This is a genomic window from Prescottella sp. GW823-FHT02E09 (genome assembly GCF_058797375.1).
This window is the reverse complement of record NZ_JBXAJP010000003.1, coordinates 1-19251: the sequence shown is the minus strand read 5'-3', so window position 1 is coordinate 19251 and position 19251 is coordinate 1. Positions and strand designations below refer to the sequence as shown.

The 19251-nt window shown below is 68.5% G+C and carries 20 protein-coding genes and 1 riboswitch; of the genes, 10 read left to right on the top strand and 10 right to left on the bottom strand.

Annotation, left to right across the window (positions count from 1 at the left end; genetic code table 11):
* Window positions 1–56: 56 nt before the first annotated feature.
* A riboswitch (SAM riboswitch) is annotated at window positions 57–172 on the bottom strand.
* A 204-nt stretch (window positions 173–376) separates the two neighbouring features.
* From AC1RIF_RS07815 to yhjD, 8 genes are all read left to right on the top strand, one after another.
* Complete coding sequence (locus AC1RIF_RS07815; RefSeq protein ID WP_492600824.1) at window positions 377–1768, top strand: amino acid permease; 1392 nt, start codon at window positions 377–379, stop codon at window positions 1766–1768.
* 243 nt (window positions 1769–2011) lie between these two features.
* On the top strand, window positions 2012–3235 hold the full coding sequence (locus AC1RIF_RS07810) for an NADP-dependent isocitrate dehydrogenase (RefSeq protein ID WP_492600823.1): 1224 nt from the start codon (window positions 2012–2014) through the stop codon (window positions 3233–3235).
* 185 nt (window positions 3236–3420) lie between these two features.
* Window positions 3421–4551, top strand: a complete 1131-nt coding sequence (locus AC1RIF_RS07805; RefSeq protein ID WP_492601330.1) for an MFS transporter — start codon at window positions 3421–3423, stop codon at window positions 4549–4551.
* Window positions 4552–4580: 29 nt separating this feature from the next.
* Window positions 4581–5384: an exodeoxyribonuclease III gene (locus tag AC1RIF_RS07800; protein ID WP_492600822.1), complete on the top strand. Its 804-nt coding sequence runs from the start codon at window positions 4581–4583 to the stop codon at window positions 5382–5384.
* Window positions 5384–5890, top strand: a complete 507-nt coding sequence (locus AC1RIF_RS07795; RefSeq protein WP_492600821.1) for a guanyl-specific ribonuclease — start codon at window positions 5384–5386, stop codon at window positions 5888–5890. The genes AC1RIF_RS07800 and AC1RIF_RS07795 overlap by 1 nt, the downstream gene beginning before the upstream one ends.
* Window positions 5891–5906: 16 nt before the next feature.
* The gene (locus tag AC1RIF_RS07790; protein WP_492600820.1) at window positions 5907–6347 is read left to right on the top strand and encodes a barstar family protein; all 441 of its coding nucleotides are present in this window, start codon (window positions 5907–5909) and stop codon (window positions 6345–6347) included.
* Between the two features lie 14 nt (window positions 6348–6361).
* Complete coding sequence (gene trpS / locus AC1RIF_RS07785) at window positions 6362–7405, top strand: tryptophan--tRNA ligase (protein ID WP_492600819.1); 1044 nt, start codon at window positions 6362–6364, stop codon at window positions 7403–7405.
* 7 nt (window positions 7406–7412) lie between these two features.
* Complete coding sequence (gene yhjD / locus AC1RIF_RS07780) at window positions 7413–8438, top strand: inner membrane protein YhjD (protein WP_492600818.1); 1026 nt, start codon at window positions 7413–7415, stop codon at window positions 8436–8438.
* Between the two features lie 7 nt (window positions 8439–8445).
* On the opposite strand, the gene AC1RIF_RS07775 is transcribed toward yhjD, so the two are convergent.
* The 5 genes from AC1RIF_RS07775 to sdhC form a co-directional block, all read right to left on the bottom strand.
* Window positions 8446–9789, bottom strand: coding sequence for a D-alanyl-D-alanine carboxypeptidase family protein (locus AC1RIF_RS07775; protein WP_492600817.1), 1344 nt, complete (start codon window positions 9787–9789; stop codon window positions 8446–8448).
* 115 nt (window positions 9790–9904) lie between these two features.
* Window positions 9905–10681, bottom strand: a complete 777-nt coding sequence (locus AC1RIF_RS07770; protein WP_492600816.1) for a succinate dehydrogenase iron-sulfur subunit — start codon at window positions 10679–10681, stop codon at window positions 9905–9907.
* Window positions 10681–12432 carry a succinate dehydrogenase flavoprotein subunit gene (sdhA, locus tag AC1RIF_RS07765; RefSeq protein WP_492600815.1) on the bottom strand — a complete coding sequence of 584 codons (1752 nt, stop codon included), beginning with the start codon at window positions 12430–12432 and terminating at the stop codon, window positions 10681–10683. Before sdhA ends, AC1RIF_RS07770 begins: the two co-directional genes overlap by 1 nt.
* Window positions 12433–12447: 15 nt before the next feature.
* Window positions 12448–12891 (bottom strand): succinate dehydrogenase hydrophobic membrane anchor subunit, encoded by a 444-nt coding sequence (locus AC1RIF_RS07760; protein WP_492600814.1) that lies wholly within the window; start codon window positions 12889–12891, stop codon window positions 12448–12450.
* Between the two features lies 1 nt (window position 12892).
* Window positions 12893–13297: a succinate dehydrogenase, cytochrome b556 subunit gene (gene sdhC, locus AC1RIF_RS07755; RefSeq protein WP_492600813.1), complete on the bottom strand. Its 405-nt coding sequence runs from the start codon at window positions 13295–13297 to the stop codon at window positions 12893–12895.
* A gap of 612 nt (window positions 13298–13909) precedes the next feature.
* Between sdhC and AC1RIF_RS07750 the strand changes: the two genes are divergently transcribed.
* Window positions 13910–14998, top strand: a complete 1089-nt coding sequence (locus AC1RIF_RS07750; RefSeq protein WP_492600812.1) for an adenosine deaminase — start codon at window positions 13910–13912, stop codon at window positions 14996–14998.
* Between the two features lie 15 nt (window positions 14999–15013).
* Here the strand turns inward: AC1RIF_RS07750 and AC1RIF_RS07745 are convergent, their stop codons facing one another.
* Genes AC1RIF_RS07745 through AC1RIF_RS07725 form a run of 5 tightly spaced genes read right to left on the bottom strand, consistent with a single transcriptional unit; the run spans window position 15014 to window position 18450 of the window.
* On the bottom strand, window positions 15014–16249 hold the full coding sequence (locus tag AC1RIF_RS07745) for a SatS C-terminal domain-containing protein (protein ID WP_492600811.1): 1236 nt from the start codon (window positions 16247–16249) through the stop codon (window positions 15014–15016).
* A 48-nt stretch (window positions 16250–16297) separates the two neighbouring features.
* Window positions 16298–16603, bottom strand: coding sequence for a YbaB/EbfC family nucleoid-associated protein (locus AC1RIF_RS07740; protein ID WP_492600810.1), 306 nt, complete (start codon window positions 16601–16603; stop codon window positions 16298–16300).
* Window positions 16600–16944, bottom strand: coding sequence for a hypothetical protein (locus tag AC1RIF_RS07735; protein ID WP_492600809.1), 345 nt, complete (start codon window positions 16942–16944; stop codon window positions 16600–16602). Before AC1RIF_RS07735 ends, AC1RIF_RS07740 begins: the two co-directional genes overlap by 4 nt.
* Before the next feature lie 10 nt (window positions 16945–16954).
* Entirely contained in the window at window positions 16955–18127 is a 1173-nt protein-coding gene (locus tag AC1RIF_RS07730) for a C40 family peptidase (RefSeq protein WP_492600808.1), read from the bottom strand.
* A complete protein-coding gene (locus AC1RIF_RS07725; RefSeq protein ID WP_492600807.1) occupies window positions 18124–18450 on the bottom strand; it encodes a type VII secretion target in 327 nt (108 codons plus the stop codon). The genes AC1RIF_RS07730 and AC1RIF_RS07725 overlap by 4 nt, the downstream gene beginning before the upstream one ends.
* A 131-nt stretch (window positions 18451–18581) precedes the next feature.
* Between AC1RIF_RS07725 and upp the strand changes: the two genes are divergently transcribed.
* Complete coding sequence (gene upp, locus AC1RIF_RS07720) at window positions 18582–19205, top strand: uracil phosphoribosyltransferase (protein WP_492600806.1); 624 nt, start codon at window positions 18582–18584, stop codon at window positions 19203–19205.
* Window positions 19206–19251: the final 46 nt, after the last annotated feature.

The following is a 19251-nucleotide window of genomic DNA, read 5'->3' as shown; positions in this document are numbered from 1 at the left end:
CAACACATGAGAAACCTCCGGTGGGGCATGGCCCGGTCAGTGGGTCCGTCCCAGCGGACCCGCGCTTGTCACCCGGCTCTCGCCGGGAAACCTGGTCATCACCCGGGGCACCCCACCGCGGTTGGAGGGTTGCCGACCAGCGAGCCGGGGCTTGACGCTGGCACTCATGACCTGTCGCCGATAGTAGCGGTATCGACCGCGCGGTTGGAAGGAGGGCGGGGAGAAACGGGTCGGGCGAATGTGACGTACCCCTCCTCGCGTCGAATGCGGATTCGGGACTGGACATATCGCACGGCCGGTGACGTGGCCCACAGAAGTAGTCTTTCGGTCGACGCAGCGCCTCAGCCGTAACCGCCCCGTTCCAGAGAGTTCGATTGTGAAAGACACCGCCGCGGCACTGACCCGCGGCCTCACAGCGCGCCACATCCGCTTCATCGCGCTCGGCTCCGCCATCGGGACCGGGCTCTTCTACGGTTCCTCGGAGGCCATCCACCGGGCGGGGCCGGCCGTGCTGCTGGCGTACCTGATCGGCGGCGCGGCGATCTACATCGTGCTCCGCGCGCTCGGCGAGATGGCGGTGAGCAACCCGGTGACGGGGTCGTTCGGCGAGTACGCCAGCAAGCACCTGGGTCCGCTCGCCGGTTTCGTGACGGGCTGGACCTACACGTTCGAGATGATCGTGGTCTGCCTGGCCGACGTGACCGCCCTCGGCGTCTACATGGGCTTCTGGTTCCCCGACGTGCCACGGTGGATCTGGGTGCTGGCCGTCGTCTTCTTCATCGGGGCGATCAACCTGCTCAGCGTCAAGGTCTTCGGTGAAGTGGAGTTCTGGTTCACGATCGTCAAGATCGTGGCGATCGTGGCGATGATCGCCGGTGGTGTCGCGGTCCTGGTGTTCGGTTTCGGGCTCCACGACACCAGCGAAGGCGTGTCGAACCTGTGGGACAACGGCGGGTTCTTCGCCACCGGGTTCGGCGGATTCGTCGGCTGCTTCGCGATCGTGATGTTCGCTTTCGGTGGCACGGAGATCATCGGTATCACCGCGGGTGAGGCCGAGGACCCGGAGCGGACGGTGCCCAAGGCGATCAACACGGTGCCGGTCCGGATCATCCTCTTCTACGTACTCACGTTGGCCGTGATCATGGCGATCACCCCGTGGCAGGACATCGGATCCGAGGGTAGCCCGTTCGTCGAGATCTTCCAGAGTCTCGGCATCGGCGGGGCCGCGGCGGTGCTGAACGTCGTGGTGATCACCGCCGCGCTGTCGGCGATCAACAGCGACATCTTCGGTGCGGGCCGGATGATGTACGGCATGGCGCAGCGCGGTCAGGCGCCCGCGGTGATGCGGCGGGTGTCCCGCAACGGGGTTCCCTGGATGACGGTGGTCATCATGATCGCCACGCTGCTGGTCGGGGTGTTGCTCAACTATCTGATCCCGGATCGGGTCTTCCTCGTCATCGCGTCGATTGCGACCTTCGCCACCATCTTCGTCTGGTTGATGATCCTGTTCGCCCAGTACCGCTCGCGGAAGCAGATGACGTCCGAGGAGGCGGCGGCCCTGAAGTTCCCGGTGCCGTTCTGGCCGTACGGGCAGTTGCTGGCGATCGGGTTCCTGCTCTTCGTGGTCGTCGTGCTGGCCTTCGACGCCGACACCCGGGTTGCGCTCGTGGTCGGCGCGGTGTGGCTGGCCCTGCTGGCCCTGGCCTACCGACGTTGGGTCGTGTCGAGGCCCGTCGCTCCTGAGGGTGAGGCCGTCGACCGCCTCTGACGTCGGCCGCGACCCCGCTCACGGCCCTGAGGTGGGGAAAGTTACCCAGCGGTAGGGTATGCGGCTTCCGGCCCGGTGGTTGCGGTCCGGGCGGATAGCAGTACGCTCGTCATGTTTGGGTCGGCCCTCACACGGGAGATTCGGACCGTATACGTTTGATAATTGAACCGTTGGCGGACCCGCCCACAAAGTGGTCCGTGCACGTGGAACCAGGGAAACTTCCTAGGAGGACACGAAGCCCCCATGTCCAAGATCAAGGTCGAAGGTAAGGTCGTCGAACTCGACGGCGACGAGATGACTCGCATCATCTGGCAGTTCATCAAAGACAAGCTGGTCCATCCCTACCTGGATGTCGACCTGGAGTACTACGACCTGGGGATCGAGCATCGCGATGCGACCGACGACCAGGTGACGATCGACGCTGCAGAAGCGATCAAGAAGCACGGTGTCGGCGTCAAGTGCGCGACGATCACCCCGGACGAGGCTCGGGTCGAGGAATTCGGCCTGAAGAAGATGTGGCGTTCCCCGAACGGCACCATCCGTAACATCCTCGGCGGCACCATCTTCCGTGCACCGATCCTGATCTCCAACGTCCCGCGTCTGGTTCCCGGTTGGACCAAGCCGGTCATCGTCGGACGTCACGCGTTCGGTGACCAGTACCGCGCCACCGACTTCAAGGTCCCCGGCGCCGGCACCGTCACCATCACCTACACCCCCGAGGACGGCTCCGAGCCGATCCAGCACGAGGTGTGCCGCATTCCCGAGGACGGCGGCGTCGTCATGGGCATGTACAACTACAAGAAGTCCATCCAGGACTTCGCCCGTGCCTCGCTCGCGTACGGCCTGCAGCAGAACTACCCGGTGTACCTCTCCACGAAGAACACCATCCTCAAGGCCTACGACGGCATGTTCAAGGACGAGTTCCAGAACATCTACGAGACCGAGTTCAAGGCCGAGTTCGACGCCGCGGGACTCACCTACGAGCACCGCCTCATCGACGACATGGTCGCCTCCTCGCTCAAGTGGGAGGGTGGCTACGTCTGGGCTTGCAAGAACTACGACGGCGACGTCCAGTCCGACACCGTCGCGCAGGGCTACGGCTCGCTGGGCCTGATGACCTCCGTGCTGATGACCCCGGACGGCCGCACGGTCGAGGCGGAGGCCGCACACGGCACCGTCACGCGCCACTACCGTCAGCACCAGCAGGGCAAGCCCACCTCGACGAACCCGATCGCGTCCATCTTCGCGTGGACCCGGGGTCTCGAGCACCGCGGCAAGCTGGACAACACCCCCGAGGTCATCGACTTCGCGCAGCAGCTCGAGGACGTCGTCATCAAGACCGTCGAGAACGGCCAGATGACCAAGGACCTCGCTCTGCTGATCGGACCCGACCAGGGTTGGCAGACCACCGAGGAGTTCCTCTCCACGCTGGACGAGAACCTGCAGAAGGCTCGCGCGTCACGCTGATGCGTCGCTGACTTCAGCTGAAACGGGACGTTCCCCTCGTGGGAACGTCCCGTTTTCTTTCGGTCGGTACCGTCGACCGTCTGCTGTCTCCACCGTGCCCCGAAAGGCATTCCTTCTTGACCATCTCGGCCCCCGCCCAGGCGCCCACCGGCGCGTCGCTCTCACCCTCCGGGCGCCGCCGCGCGATGCTGGCGCTCGCGATGGGCGGCTTCGGCATCGGCACCACCGAGTTCGTGGCGATGGGCCTGCTGCCGCAGATCGCGGGCGGTCTCGGTGTTTCGGAGCCCACCGCCGGGCACGTCATCACCGCGTACGCGCTGGGCGTCGTGGTGGGTGCACCGCTGATCGCGGCGCTGACCGCGCGGATGCCGCGCCGGGCGCTGCTCATCGGCCTGATGATCGCGTTCACCGTCGGGAACGCGGCGGCGATCGTGGCCCCGAGCTACGGCGGGCTGATGGTCGCCCGCTTCGTCGCCGGCCTGCCCCACGGCGCCTACTTCGGGGTGGCCTCCCTCGTGGCCGCGCACCTGGCGGGACGCGGCCACCGCGCGAAGGCGGTGGCGATGGTGATGTCGGGACTCGCGGTCGCCAATGTCGTCGGCGTGCCGGCCGCCACCTGGATCGGGCAGGCGCTGGGCTGGCGCAGCGCCTTCGCGGTGGTCGCCGTCATCGGCGCGGTCACCGTCGCCGCGATCACCGTGTGGGTTCCGCCACTGCACGCGCTCCGCACCAGCAACCCCGCGACCGAACTCGGCGCCCTGTGGCGCGGCCAGGTGTGGCTGACCCTGGTCGTGGGCATGGTCGGCTTCGGCGGCATGTTCGCCGTCTACACCTACGTCAGCTCGACCATGACGGAGGTCGCCGGGCTGCCGATGTCGCTGGTGCCGCTCGCGCTGATGGTCTACGGGCTCGGCATGGTCGCCGGCAACATCCTCGGCGGCCGGCTCGCCGACCGTGCCCTCACCCGTGGGCTGTTCGCCATGATGGGCGCGCTCGTGGCGCTGCTCGCGCTCTTCGCCGTCGCCGCACACAACCCGTACACGGCGATGATCGTGCTGTTCCTCGTCGCTGCGGCCGGATCGGCTCTGGTGCCCGGTCTGCAGACCCGGCTGATGGACGTCGCGGCGGACGCGCAGACCCTCGCCGCCGCCCTCAACCACTCCGCGCTGAACATCGCGAACGCGTTCGGCGCGTGGATCGGCGGCGTCGTCATCGCCGCCGGATTCGGCTACACGGCCCCCGCCCTCGTGGGCTCGGCGCTCGCGCTGTCCGGCATCGCGGTCCTCGGCGTCGCGGTCGTGACGGCTCGGCGATAGCGTCGGTCCGTTCGGCTACGGTTCTTCGCGTGCCACACATCATCACCACGGTCAATGTCAACGGGGTCCGCGCGGCCGCCCGCAAGGGGCTGCTCGAGTGGATCGAGGGCTCGCAGGCGGACGTCGTCTGCCTGCAGGAGACCCGCGCGTCGGACAAGCAACTCCACGAGACTCTCGCGCCGGCGCTCGACGCCGGCTGGCACCTGGCCTCCGCCGAGCCGTCTGCGAAGGGCCGCAACGGTGTCGCGGTGCTGTCCCGCCGCGCCGCCGACGCCGTGCGGATCGGGTTCGGTGACGACGAGTTCGCCGACGCCGGACGCTACATCGAGGCCGACTTCGACGCGCTGACCGTCGGCAGCCTGTACCTGCCCACCGGTGAGGCCGAGACCCCCAAGCAGGAGCAGAAGGAACGCTTCATGGCGTCGTTCGCGGCGCACCTGAACCGCAGTGCCGCCGCTGCCGCCGCGGCGGGACGCGAGGTGCTCGTGTGCGGCGACTGGAACATCGCCCACACCGAGCGGGACATCAAGAACTGGAAGGGCAACGTCAAGAAGTCCGGCTTCCTGCCGAGCGAGCGTGCCTGGGTCGACGCCCTCCTCGCCGACGGTGCGTGGGTCGACGTCGTGCGGACGCTGCACCCCGAGGTGGACGGCCCGTACTCGTGGTGGTCGTACCGCGGCAAGGCCTTCGACACCGACGCCGGGTGGCGCATCGACTACCACCTCACGACGCCGGGCCTGGCCGGGCGGGCGAAGGAGGCCCGCGTCGAGCGGGCCGCGACGTACGCCGAGCGCTGGTCGGACCACGCGCCCGTCACGGTCCAGTTCCGCTGATGGCGTCACCGAAGCCCCGGAACTCGATCCTGGCGCTGCTGGTCGCCCTCGCGGGTCTCGCGGTCGCGGTGTTCGTCGGCACCCAGAGCGGGGGAGACGACACGTCCCCGGCCGCCGCCCCGGTCACGTCGGTGACCAGCACGGCGGCGAGCGCCTCGAAGACCAGCGCGCCGAAGCCCGCCGCGCCCGCGTCGAGTGCGGCGAAATCGGGCACGGCGAAGAACGGCGCCGTCCCCGACTACGTGTGGACCACCCTCGCCGCGATCGATGCCGGCGGCTGGCCGCCCGACGACGCGCCCGGCACGCAGGGCGGGCGGACGTTCGGCAACCACGAGGGCCGGCTGCCCGCCACGTCGGACGGCGGGCAGAAGGTCCGCTACCAGGAGTGGGACGTCAATCGGAAGCAGAATGGCCGGGGGCGCGACGCCGAACGCATCGTCACCGGCGACGACGGCTCCGCGTGGTACACCTCGGACCACTACGAAACGTTCGTGAGGATGCGCTGATGACGAGGACGCTGCGATGACACCCGAGTTCCCGCGTGGACTGTCCCTGCTGGTGGCGGACAGGGGCCGCGCGGCGGGTATCGAGGAGGCCCTGCGCGACGCGGGACGTCCGGTGCGGCACGTGCGCGGACGTCGGATGCCGACCGTCCCGGCGCTGTTCGACGAGTTCGCGGCCGCACTGCAGTTCCCGTACTACTTCGGCCGCAACAAGGATGCGTTCGACGAGTGCCTCGGCGAGATCGGCGACACCGTCGGCGCGGACCCCGTGGTGTTCGTTCTCGACGCCGACGACTTGCTGCGCGAGCAGGGCTCGGAGCTGGCCTGGTTCGGCGACGCCGTGGGTGCCGTTGCGGCGTCGATCGTGTTGCAGGTGCGGCCCGGCCACGCGGACACCGTGGTCGCCCGATGCCGGGCCCTCGGCGTACACCTCCCTCGCATCGCCGAGACCGGCGCGTGACAGTATCGGGGATTATGTCGAGCACTGCAGAGAACACCGCGACCCCTCCGACCGCGAAGCCTCGCGTCCTGTCGGGAATCCAGCCCACCGCCGACTCGTTCCACCTCGGCAATTTCCTCGGTGCGTTGCAGCAGTGGGTGCCTCTGCAGGACGACTTCGACGCCTTCTACTTCATCCCCGACCTGCACGCCATCACCGTGCCGCAGGACCCGAAGGAGCTGCGGCAGCGGACGCTGCGCGCCGTCGCGCAGTTGCTGGCACTGGGCATCGACCCGGAGCGCGCGACGCTGTTCGTGCAGAGCCAGGTGCCCGAGCATGCCGAGCTCGCGTGGGTCCTCAACTGCATCACCGGTTTCGGTGAGGCCAGCCGCATGACGCAGTTCAAGGACAAGTCGGCGCGCCAGGGCAGCGAGCACGCCAGCGTCGGTCTGTTCACGTACCCGGTCCTGATGGCCGCCGACATCCTGCTCTACCGCCCACAGCGCGTGCCGGTGGGCGAGGACCAGCGCCAGCACCTCGAGCTCGCCCGGGACCTCGCCGGCCGGTTCAACACCCGGTTCGGCAAGACGTTCGTGATCCCGGAGCCGCAGATCATCAAGGGCACCGCCAAGATCTACGACCTGCAGGATCCGACGTCGAAGATGAGCAAGTCCGGTCCCACCCCGGCCGGCCTGATCAATCTGCTCGACGACCCCAAGGTCTCCGCCAAGAAGATCAAGTCCGCCGTCACCGACAACGAGCGCGAGATCCGCTTCGACCCCGAGAGCAAGCCGGGCGTCAGCAACCTGCTCACCATCCAGTCGGCGCTGTCCGGCAAGAGCATCGACGACCTCGTCGCTGGATACGCGGGCAAGGGGTACGGCGACCTCAAGACAGACACTGCCGAGGTGCTCGCCGAGTTCGTCACGCCGCTGCGGGAGAAGGTCGACGGCTACCTCTCCGACCGCGCGGAGCTGGATCGCATCCTCGCGGCCGGTGCCGCACGCGCCCGCGAGGTCGCTGCCCGGACGCTCGGCCAGGTCTATGAGAAGGTGGGATTCCTGACCACCGGGAGGTAATCCACACATGGCCGACGGCGCGCCGAGCTTCCTCGACAAGCAGCGAGCGGCGCGGCCGTGGCTGGATCATCTCGTCCGCGCGGGCGGGCGCTACCAGCAGCAGAAGGGCGACTACTACGCCGCCGGGATCACGTATTTCACGATCCTCGCGATCGTGCCGATCCTCATGGTGGCGTTCGCCGTCGCCGGGTTCGTGCTCGCCGGTAACCCCGAGTGGATCACCGACATCCAGGAGCAGGTCAGCAAGAACATGCCGGGCGGTCTCGGCGACACCGTCAACTCGCTGATCGACTCGGCGATCTCGGCCCGCACCGGTGTCGGTGTGCTCGGTCTGCTCGGTGCCGCGTACGCGGGGCTCGGGTGGATGGCGAACCTGCGCGACGCGCTCACCGCGATGTGGGAGACCACCCACGAGTCCGGGAACTTCATCGTCACCAAGCTGAAGGACCTCGCGGCCCTCCTCGGACTGGGCCTGACGATGCTCGTCTCGTTCGGACTGTCCGCGCTCAGCAACGGGCCGCTGGCCGGCAGGTTCGTCGAATGGCTCGGCGCCGAGAACGTCACCGGCGTCGGGGTGGCGATACGGATCGGGTCGCTCGTGGTCGGCCTGCTCGCGACGTGGGCGGTGCTGACCTGGGTGATCGCGCGCCTGCCCCGCGAACCGGTGACGCTGCGCAGCGCCGCCCGGGCGGCTTTCGCGGCGGCGATCGTGTTCGAGATCTTCCGTCAGGTCGGTGCGATCTATCTGACGGCCGTCAGCCAGGGACCGGCCGGTGTCGCGTTCGGCCCGATCCTGGGTCTGCTCGTGTTCAGCAACCTCACCGCGCGCCTGATCCTGTTCGCGACCGCGTGGGCCGCGACCGCACGGGAGAACCTGAAGAACGTGTTCGTGCCGCCGCCGGACTCGGCGGTCATCCGGCCCCGTGTGCAGCTCCGGGAGGGGCCGTCCGTGAAGGAGGCGCTGGCGTTCACCGGCGCCGGGGCCCTCGCAGCAATCGGACTGGCCGGCCTGTGGAAGCGCCGGGGGGACTGAACGTCGCTCAGCGACGGCGGCGGCGACGGGTGAGCGCGCGGGCCCAGCCGAGGAGACCGACGACCACACCCGATCCGACGAGCCCCACCGCGACCCGACCGGCGGCGTCCTTGTTCGGCAGATCCGACCCGGACGCCAGGTCCATCCCGCCGGGACCGGAGCTGGCCGGTCCCGCGACGACCACCGCCGGGCCGTCCGCATCGGATGCCGGATCCACGAGGGTGCCCACCGTGGTGGTGGGGTCGAGGGCGTAGCCGTAGTCGAGAAGTCGGGCAACCTGCTCCCACGGCCGGATGGGCAGCACGTCCGCGGCCATCAGCGTCACCGCCAGCCGCCGGCCGTCGCGGTCGGCGCCACCCACGAACGTCTGGCGGGCGTCATCGGTGTAGCCGGTCTTGCCGCCGAGTGCCCCCGCATAGTTCGCGAGCAGCAGGTTGTCGTTGTAGATCGGGTAGGGCTCGACCGGCTTGCTGTCGGGCACCGTCGGATCCGCGGGATGCCCCGGGAACATCACCTGCTCGGTGGAGATCAACTGCGCGAACGTCGGATTCTGCATCGCCGCACGGAAGAACAACGCGAGGTCGTACGGCGAGGTCGACATCCCGGGACCGTCCAGCCCCGACACCGACGCCGTCCGGGTGTCCAGCGCGCCCAGGGATTCGGCCTTCTCGTTCATCTTCGCCACGGTGGCCTCGTCGCCCCCGAGTTGCTGTGCGAGGGCCTGGGCGGTGTCGTTGCCGGATCGCATCACGAGGCCCTGCATCAGCTGGAGGTTGGTGTACGTGCCGCCGGCGCCCAGACCCGCGGAACTGCCCTCCATGGACGCTGCCGCCGCGTCCACGACGACGCTCGTGCTCAGATCCAACTCGTCGAGCGCGACGAGCGCGAGCAGCACCTTGATCGTGCTGGCGGGCCGGTAGCGACCGTGCGGGTCCTTCGCGGCGAGCACCTGGCCGGTGTCCAGGTCGGAGAGAAGCCAGCCGGTCGCGGAGATCTCGGCGGGCAGCGGAGGGGTGCCCGGGGCTGTGACGATGCCGCAGCTGCCGAGCGCGTCGCCGCCGACGGGGTCGTCCGGCACCGGGACCGGTGGGGGCGCCGTCTCACCGGGGCGCGGCACCTCGGACAGGTCGATCGCCGGTGGCGGCGACTGCCGGTGCGGGCACGCGTCGGTGTTGGGCGTGCTGAACGGGGGAGTGGTGGTGGGTGTGACGTCCGCATCGGCGGCCGTCGGTTGCTGCGCTGCCACGGGCAGTGCGGCGGCAGGAGCGGCGGCCCCGGCGCCGAATGCGAGCGTGGCCGCCGTGGCGGTGAGCAGGACCTTGCGCCGCGCAGTCTTGTCGAGAGCAGTCATAACGAGAATCCAGGGTATGCCCTGAAACGCGTTTTGCGCACTCACCGCTGCCCCGAACTGGTCGGGAACAGCGGCAAGTGCGCAAAACGTGGTGGTGCGTGTGCTTACCGGAGCATCACTTGCGGGCGAACAGCAGCGCGCGCTTGACTTCCTGGATCGCCTTCGTCACCTGGATGCCACGGGGGCACGCGTCGGTGCAGTTGAAGGTCGTGCGGCAGCGCCACACGCCGTCCTTGTCGTTCAGGATGTCGAGACGCTCGGCGGCGCCCTCGTCACGGCTGTCGAAGATGAAGCGGTGTGCGTTCACGATCGCGGCCGGGCCGAAGTAGCTGCCGTCGCTCCAGTACACCGGGCACGACGTGGTGCAGCAGGCGCACAGGATGCACTTGGTGGTGTCGTCGAAGCGTGCACGGTCCGACTGCGACTGGATGCGCTCGCGGGTCGGCTCGTTGCCCGTGGTGATGAGGAACGGCTTCACGGCACGGAACGCGTCGAAGAAGGGCTCCATGTTGACCAGCAGATCCTTCTCGACCGGCAGACCCTTGATGGGCTCGACGGTGATCGTGATCGGCTTGCCGTCCTTGGGCAGCATGTCACGCATCAGGACCTTGCAGGCCAGACGGTTGACGCCGTTGATCCGCATCGCGTCCGAACCGCACACACCGTGTGCGCAGGAGCGACGGAACGTCAGGGTGCCGTCCAGGTAGCCCTTCACGTACAGCAGCAGGTTCAGCAGACGGTCGGTCGGCAGCGTGGGGACCTGGAAGCTCTCCCAGCGCTGACCCTCGCCGTCCTCCGGGTTGAACCGGGCGATCTTGAGGGTGACCATGACGGCGCCCTCGGGAACGGGCGGCAGCGCGGGTGCGTCCTTGTCCATGACAGGTGCGGACATCAGTACTTACGCTCCATGGGCTCGTAGCGGGTCTGGACCACCGGCTTGTAGTCGAGACGGATGTCGGAGAGCAGACCGTCGCCCACCTTGTAGGCCATGGTGTGCTGCATGTACTCGGCATCGTTGCGATCCGGGTAGTCCTCGCGGGCGTGGCCGCCACGCGATTCCTTGCGGTTGAGCGCACCGACGACGGTGACCTCGGCCATCTCCAGCAGGAAGCCGAGCTCGACGGCCTCGAGCAGGTCGCTGTTGTAGCGCTTGCCCTTGTCCTGGACCGTGATGTGGTTGTAGCGCTCCTTGAGCGCACGCACGTCCTTCAGCGCCTGGGTCAGCGTGGCCTCGGTGCGGAACACCGACGCGTTGTTGTCCATGGTCTGCTGCAGCTCGGTCCGGATGTCCGCGACGCGCTCGTGGCCGTGGTCGGACAGGATGACCTCGAGCCACTCCTCGACCATCTTCGCCGGGTTCTCCGGCAGCGGCACGAAGTCGCTGTTCTCGGCGTGCTCCGCGGCGGCGATGCCGGCGCGGCGACCGAAGACGTTGATGTCGAGCAGCGAGTTGGTGCCCAGACGGTTCGCACCGTGCACCGAGACGCACGCGCACTCGCCGGCGGCGTACAGGCCGGGGACGATGTCCTCGTTGTTGCGGAGCACCTCACCGCGGATCTTGGTGGGGATGCCGCCCATCACGTAGTGGCACGTCGGGTACACCGGGACGAGCTCGGTGACCGGGTCGACGCCCAGGTACGTGCGGGCGAACTCGGTGATGTCGGGGAGCTTCTCCTCGAGCACGTCCTCGCCGAGGTGCGTGACGTCGATGTAGACGTAGTCCTTGTTCGGACCGGCGCCGCGACCCTCGAGCACCTCGAGCACCATCGAGCGGGCGACGATGTCGCGGGGCGCGAGGTCCTTGATGGTGGGGGCGTAACGCTCCATGAAGCGCTCGCCGTCGGCGTTGCGGAGGATGCCGCCCTCGCCGCGGACGGCCTCGGAGATGAGGATGCCGAGTCCGGCCAGGCCCGTCGGATGGAACTGGTGGAACTCCATGTCCTCGAGCGGCAGGCCCTTGCGGAAGATGATGCCCATGCCGTCACCGGTGAGGGTGTGCGCGTTGGACGTCGTCTTGTACATGCGGCCCGAGCCGCCGGTGGCGAACACGATCGACTTCGCGTGGAAGACGTGGATCTCGCCGGTCGACAGCTCGTACGCGATGACACCGGTGGCGACGGGGCCCTCGGGGGTCTCCGTCAGCGCGATGTCCAGCGCGTAGAACTCGTTGAAGAACTCGACGTCGTGCTTGACGCAGTTCTGGTAGAGCGTCTGCAGGATCATGTGACCGGTGCGGTCGGCGGCATAGCAGGCGCGGCGGACCGGGGCCTTACCGTGATCGCGGGTGTGACCACCGAAACGACGCTGGTCGATCTTGCCCTCGGGGGTGCGGTTGAACGGAAGACCCATCTTCTCGAGGTCCAGCACCGCGTCGATGGCTTCCTTGGCCATGATCTCGACGGCGTCCTGGTCGGCGAGGTAGTCGCCGCCCTTGACGGTGTCGAAGGTGTGCCACTCCCAGTTGTCTTCCTCCACGTTCGCCAGTGCGGCGCACATGCCGCCCTGGGCCGCGCCGGTGTGGCTGCGGGTGGGGTAGAGCTTGGTCAGTACGGCCGTGCGGGCGCGGGGGCCGGCCTCGATGGCTGCGCGCATGCCTGCGCCGCCTGCGCCGACGATGACGACGTCATAACGATGTTCCTGCATGAAGTCTCTGCTCCCCTAGCTCGCCGAGATGTTGGGGTCGAAGGTGAAGATGACGTAGGTGCCCAGAGCCATGATCAGGATCATCGACACGACGAGAACCGTGTTGAGCCAGAACCGGGTGGAGTCCTTACGCGAGTAGTCCGCGATGACCGTGCGCAGGCCGTTACCGCCGTGCAGCTGGGCGAGCCAGAGCATGGTGAGGTCCCAGATCTGCCAGAACGGGCTGGACCAGCGACCCGCGACGAACGCGAAGTTGATGCGGTGCACGCCGTCGTCGAGCATCAGCATGATGAACAGGTGGCCCAGGACCAGCACGATGAGTGCCAGGCCGGAGAACCGCATGAACAGCCATGCGTAGAGCTCGAAGTTGTTCTTCGCGGCGCGACGCGGCGAGCGGGGGTTGTCGAGGCTGGCAGGGCGGTCGTACGCCGTGCCCAGCGACTTGGCTTCTGTCGTCATGTCAGTGCCCCGCAAACATGTTGTAGAAGATGCGCCCTGCGGCCGGGATCATCACCACGAACCAGACGGCGAGGATGACCCAGAGCATGACGCGCTGGTACTGGGGGCCCTTCGCCCAGAAGTCCACCAGCATCACCCGGAGCCCGTTCAGTGCGTGGTACAGCACCATGGCAACGAGCGCGAGCTCCATGAGACCGACAAGGGGGTTCTTGTAGGTCTCGATGACTCGGTCGTAGGTGTCCGGGTTGACGCGCACGAGTGCGGTGTCCAGAACGTGGACGAAGAGAAAGAAGAATGTTGCGACGCCGGTGATCCGGTGTAGAACCCAGGACCACATTCCGGGGTCGCCCCGGTATAGCGACCGGGTGCGCTCCTTCGCGGGAGCGGCTTCCGTCGTGCTGCTCATCGAGTGCTGTGCCTCCAACGTCTTTGGTGGGCGCGTCGAGCCTGCAACACTGTTCGGGAGTACCGCAGCTCGGGCTCGACGAGAACCTAAACCGACTTCTGTGAACTCTAAACCCAACCGAATCCGGGAACTAATTCCCCGTGCGGTTCGTACGGCGTCGAAAATGCTTGTTAGGTTTGCCTTCCCATAACGGGTTTCGTGACGCCTGTCGATTCTCTGCATGCATTCAGCCGGGGTCGCGGGGTGGGGACCTTCGGCCCTGGTGGGTCGGAAGTTGTTGCGCCACAATGTTCATCGGGAAAGTGGGGGTGCCGTCCGGTCGCTGGCCGGGCTGTGTCGGCGGTGGCGACGTAGGTGAACGACGGGTATATCGCCGCGGTATGCAATGTGGAAAATGTCTCACGCGGATGAAGTTCGCGTTTCGAGTAGCTACTCGCCGGTAACTTGATTTTGCGTGGTGGCGGCCGTTCGACGCCCGCCGACGGCTGCTACCGGAGGCTCCGAATCGGGACCGGCGAGGGGGCGTCGGAGTCGCGGTTCGGACACCCCGCGTTCCGACACCCGGCATGTCGATGCCGCCCGCTCGACACCCGCCGCGGCTACCGTCTAGTCATGACAGCGCCGTTGGATCTGGACTACCTCCGCCGCGCGCCGAAGGTGCTGCTGCACGACCACCTCGACGGTGGTCTGCGGCCGGCCACCGTCGCGGAACTGGCCGCCGAGTGCGGATACACCGAACTGCCCGCGCACACTCCCGACGAACTGGCCGAATGGTTCCGTGACGCCGCCGACAGCGGATCGCTCGAGCGCTATCTCGAAACCTTCGCTCACACCGTCGCGGTGATGCAGACGCCGTCGGGTCTGCGCCGGGTCGCGCGCGAGTGCGCGGAGGACCTCGCCGCCGACGGGGTGGTCTACGCCGAGGTCCGCTTCGCGCCCGAGCAGCATCTCGAGGCGGGGTTGACCCTCGACGAGGTCGTCGAGCACGTCCTGTCCGGTTTCGAGGAGGGCACGGCGGTCGCCCGTGAGGCAGGGCACGACATTCGCATCGGGTGCCTGCTCACCGCGATGCGGCATGCGGCACGTTCGCGCGAGATCGCGGAGCTGGCGGTCCGCTTCCGGGGCCGCGGCGTGGTCGGGTTCGACATCGCCGGGGCCGAGGCGGGCTACCCACCGAGCCGGCACCTCGATGCCTTCGAGTACATGCGGACGTGCAACGCCCATTTCACGATCCACGCCGGTGAGGCGTTCGGGCTGCCGTCGATCCACGAGGCCGTCGCGTTCTGCGGCACCGACCGGTTGGGGCACGGCGTCCGGATCACCGACGACATCACGGTCGGGCCGGACGGCGACGTCACCCTCGGACTGCTCGCCGACTACGTGCGCGACAAGCGGATCCCGCTGGAGCTGTGCCCCAGCTCCAACGTGCAGACCGGGGCGGTCGCGACCCTCGAGGAGCACCCGTTCGACCTGCTCGCACGACTACGGTTCCGTGTCACCGTCAACACCGACAACCGCCTGATGAGCGATACCTCGATGAGCCGCGAGATGTCGGCGCTGGTGAACACGTTCGGGTACGGCTGGAGTGACCTCGAACGCTTCACCATCAACGCGATGAAGTCCGCGTTCATCCCGTTCGACCAGCGGCTCGCGCTGATCGACGACGTCATCAAACCCGGCTACGCGGTCCTGATCGGCTGAACCGGCCGATCAGGCCTACTCCGGACGCAGCCGGCTCTCGAACTCGTTCTCGAGCGCCCGCCACGTTTCGGCCTCGGCCTGGAACGGCGGATTGGGCGTCATCCGGCTCGGGGTGGGATCGATGATGTACGACACGTACCAGCCCAGCGGGGTCGACGGTGCCAGCGCCGCATCGGTCGCGTCGTCCCTCGCGAAATCCGCCGCGTCGGTGAACAGTTCGACGGCGAGCTCGAGCTGATCGGCGTCGACGCTGTCGGGGCCCGCAGTGAGGTCGTCGACCAGGCCCGGCAGGACGTAGACGTTCTCGTCGGTGACCTCGATGTCGAGCGATCCGTCCACCGCGGCGGTCTGCACCTGCTCGTACGTGCTGACCCGAGCCAGGTCGTGGTCGTGGTTGTCGGCGAGGTAGCGGGCGAGTGCGCGCTCGGAACCGAACACCGAGATCTTGCCGCCGTGTCCGAGGAACACGGCGTGATCGTTCAGGTAGCAGCGGAGCGAGTAGTACGTCGTCTCCGACGTGATGATCTTGATCGGGTCGATTCCGACGAGAGTCCAGAAGGTCTCCTCCGCCTCCTCGGTCTCGTCGTCGCCGTCGTACTCCTCGTAGTCCTCGTCCGATTCGGCATCGTCGTCGGCGTCGACGACGTTCTCCTCCGCCGCGAGGATCTCCGCCTCCGCGATCGACAGGGCCTCGGCGTCGACGACGGGGGTGGTGACGATCGAATCGATCGCGTCGAGCACGGAGTCCCAGTCTTCGGCGACCGCGGTCCCGATCCGGTCCCACAGTGCCTCGCCCTCACGGCCGGCGAACTCGTCGACCCCGCCGCGCAGGTAGGCGAGTTCGGGGTGGTTCTCGAAGAACTTGATCACGGGCTCGAGATCGCACACCTCGCCGATGTTGCGCACCATCGCCAGCGTGCTCTCGAGCTCCGAGACGGTCAGGCCTTCCGGATCGCCGGCGGCCAGTTCGGGAACACCGATCAGATCGAATGCGAAGTTCTCGTCCGGCTCGAGCTCGGGCGCGGCCAGCTTGGAGACGACTGCCCACGACGGGTGCTCGACCAGGTCGTTGTCGTCGTCGGTGCGGATGAAGGCGGCGAGCTCCGCGACGGAGGGGAAACCGTACAGGTCGTCCTCGTGACCGAGGAACGCCTCCCACTCGTCGTCGCCCTCGCGCCAGCGAGGAGCCCACAGCGTGACGAGGTCGCCTCGGGTGAGACCGAGTTCGATCGGGACGATGTCTCCAGCCATGGCCGGAAGCCTAGCCAGCTCGCGCGCAAAGATATAGCCGGACACCGGTCAGCTGTTCGAGAAGTCGGTGAACAGGGCCGCGGTGATCCGATTCCGTTCCTCCGCGGCGACGGCCGCCGCCCGGTGCGCGGTGTGGGTGATCGTCCGGGCGAGGGCGCGGGCGTCGAGTCCGAGCAGGGAATCGCTGAGCCACAGCCCGGTCGGGCTGCCGGTCCCGTCGACCTCGATGCGCACGTGACCGTCGTCGCTGACCGCGTGGGCCCGGATGGACCGCAGCCCCGACAGTGCGTCGTCGAACAGGTTCAGCTGCGCCGTCGCCCGCCGCACGATGGCGTCCATGTCGTGTCCGTTCATACCGGTCGCATCCAGCTCGTCGGGGCGTGGTTCTCGTCCTCGGTCTGCTGGGCGACCGCGACCTGCTCGCGGGTCGGCAACCCGAGCCGGTCGAGGACGTCGTCGGGCATGCCGTCGTCCGCGAGCTGCTCGCGTCGGCGGGTACCCGCCTCCCGCGCGGCCTCCCGGCAGAGCCGGAGGATCTCGTCGGCCAGACGCTCGCCGCCGTAGCGCAGTTCGCGCTCGTCGATGCGAATGTCGACGGGCAGGCCGGCTTCCGTGGCGCGGACCGCGACGGTCCGGGACCGGTTGACCGCGGTCGCGACCTCGGGGGCCGGCGGGGACGGTGGTTCGTAGGTCATGTTCCTCCGGTCACTCGGTGGGGCGGTAGAAGCCGTAGAAGCCCATGCCGCTGTTCGTCGTACGGATCGAGCTCACCGAGACCGGATCGCCGGCCTCGACCATCTGGCCGTTGCCGATCACCATCGCCACATGGCCGTCCCACACGGCGAGGTCGCCGGGCATGAGGTTCTCCTGGTCGACAGCGATCCCGACCCCCTGCTCCTGGGCGAGTCGCGGCAGCTCGACACCGGCCTCGCCGTACGCCCACTGGGTCAGGCCGCTGCAATCCAGGCCCTGCCCCGGCGTGGTGCCGCCCCACTGATAGGGGACACCCTGCTGGGTGAGGGCGTTGCGGACGGCGTTGGCGGCCTCCTCGTTGGGGGCGACGGCGGTGCTGCCGTCGGGCAGCAGGATCTCGACGCCGCTGCCACCGAACCGCGGGTCGTACGAGCTGGACCCGCCGGCACTGCCGGTCTCGACCGAGCCGGCGGACGATCCCGACCCGTAGGAGACGGTGCGCGCGGGTGCGCCTCCGAGCGACGGCGACGGCGACGGCGCCGGTCGTCCGTAGGACCCGGCGAACGCCGACACGAGGCGGCCCGCGGCGTCGGACTGCGGGGCGACCGTCGGGGACGCGGCCGATAGCGGGGCGACAGGTGCGGGAGCACTGACCGAGGCCGCCACGGTGCGGGCGTCGCTCGGCACCGGGTCGGGTGCCGTGAGCTCGACCATCCTGCCGGTCTGCACGGCCAGCTCGCCGCGTACCCGTTCCACCACAGCGAGGGCACGACCGAGGTGCTCGATCGCGGCGCCGATCAGCATGGCCTGTCCGGCCGGCGTCGCCAGCACCGGCAGCGCGGAGGAGGCGATGGACAGGAAGGAGTCGAGGATGCCCTGCAGTTCGGTGGTGCCGACACGGACGCACTCGGACGCGGCCTCGACGACCGCCGCGATCTCCCGGCCCCGGTCGGACAGCTGTACCGACGCGGCCTGCGTGGCCTCGGCCTTGCCGATCGCCGCGTCGGCGGCGGTTCCGGTCCAGACGCCGCCGAGGTCGCTGATCCCGGTGCGACCGAGTGCGTGGACGGCGTCGACCGCATCGGACGCGGCCCGGATGGCGTCGGCGGGGGATCCACCGGGCAGGGTGCCCGAACCGAAGGCGCCGAGGAGATCGAGGACGGGGCGCGCGAGCAGGTCGATCACGGCGCGACTCCGGTCGCCCCGAGTGACGCCGCCGTCGCGCCTTCGGTCGTGTCGTACGCGTCGGCGGTGGTGGCCGCGGCCGCGCTCATCGCCGACCAGGCGCCGGCGAGGCGTCCCAGTTCCGTCGCGTGCGCGGCCTGGGCGGCGCCGAACGCAGTGACGAACTCGCCGCCGATCAGTCCGAACACCGGCCCGAGCAGAGCCGGACCTGCCGCTGCGGCCCCCGCCCGCGCGGCCTCGGACTGTGCGGCCAAGGTCGCGGCGGTCGTGCCGAACGCGGCGATCCCCTCCGTCACCGCTGAGAACTCCGAGAACTCGCTCATCGCATCCCCCCGTTGCATGCCCCGTCGAAACTGATTCCGTCGCAAGGTTGGACGCACGGCCGGTGGATTCGGTTCCGGCAAGTTTCCGGGCGAGTTCGGCCCGTGTCCGCGCCCCACTATCCTGTGAAGTCATGGAAACGCACGTGGTCGACCATCCGCTCGCAGCTGCACTCCTCACGACGATGCGGGACGAACGCAGCAGCAATGCAACGTTCCGGTCCGCGCTGCGTGAGCTCACCCAGATGCTGATCTACGAGGCCATCCGCGACGCCCCGGTCGAGGAGTTCGAGGTCAAGACGCCCGTGGCCGTCACCACCGGCATCCGGCTGGCGCAGCCGCCGCTGCTGGTCCCGGTCCTGCGGGCCGGTCTCGGCATGGTGGAGCAGGCCAGCTCGCTGATCCCGGAGTCCCGGGTGGGGTTCGTCGGGATGGCGCGTGACGAGGAGACGCACCAGCCGGTGCCGTACCTCGAGTCGCTGCCCACCGACCTGTCCGGTGTTCCCGTCTACGTCCTCGATCCGATGCTCGCGACCGGAGGTTCGATGGTGCACACCATCGACCTGCTGGTCGCCCGCGGCGCCACCGACGTCACCGCCGTGTGCGTCGTCGCGGCGCCGGAGGGTGTGGCGGCGCTCGCGAACTCCGGTCACCCGGTGCGGCTGATCACGGCGACCGTGGACGAGGGCCTCGACGAGAACGCCTTCATCGTCCCCGGGCTCGGCGACGCCGGCGACCGTCAGTTCGGCCCGCGCTAGCGCAGGCTCGCACCGGCGGCGGACACCGGCCCGGTGTTTGTCTCTT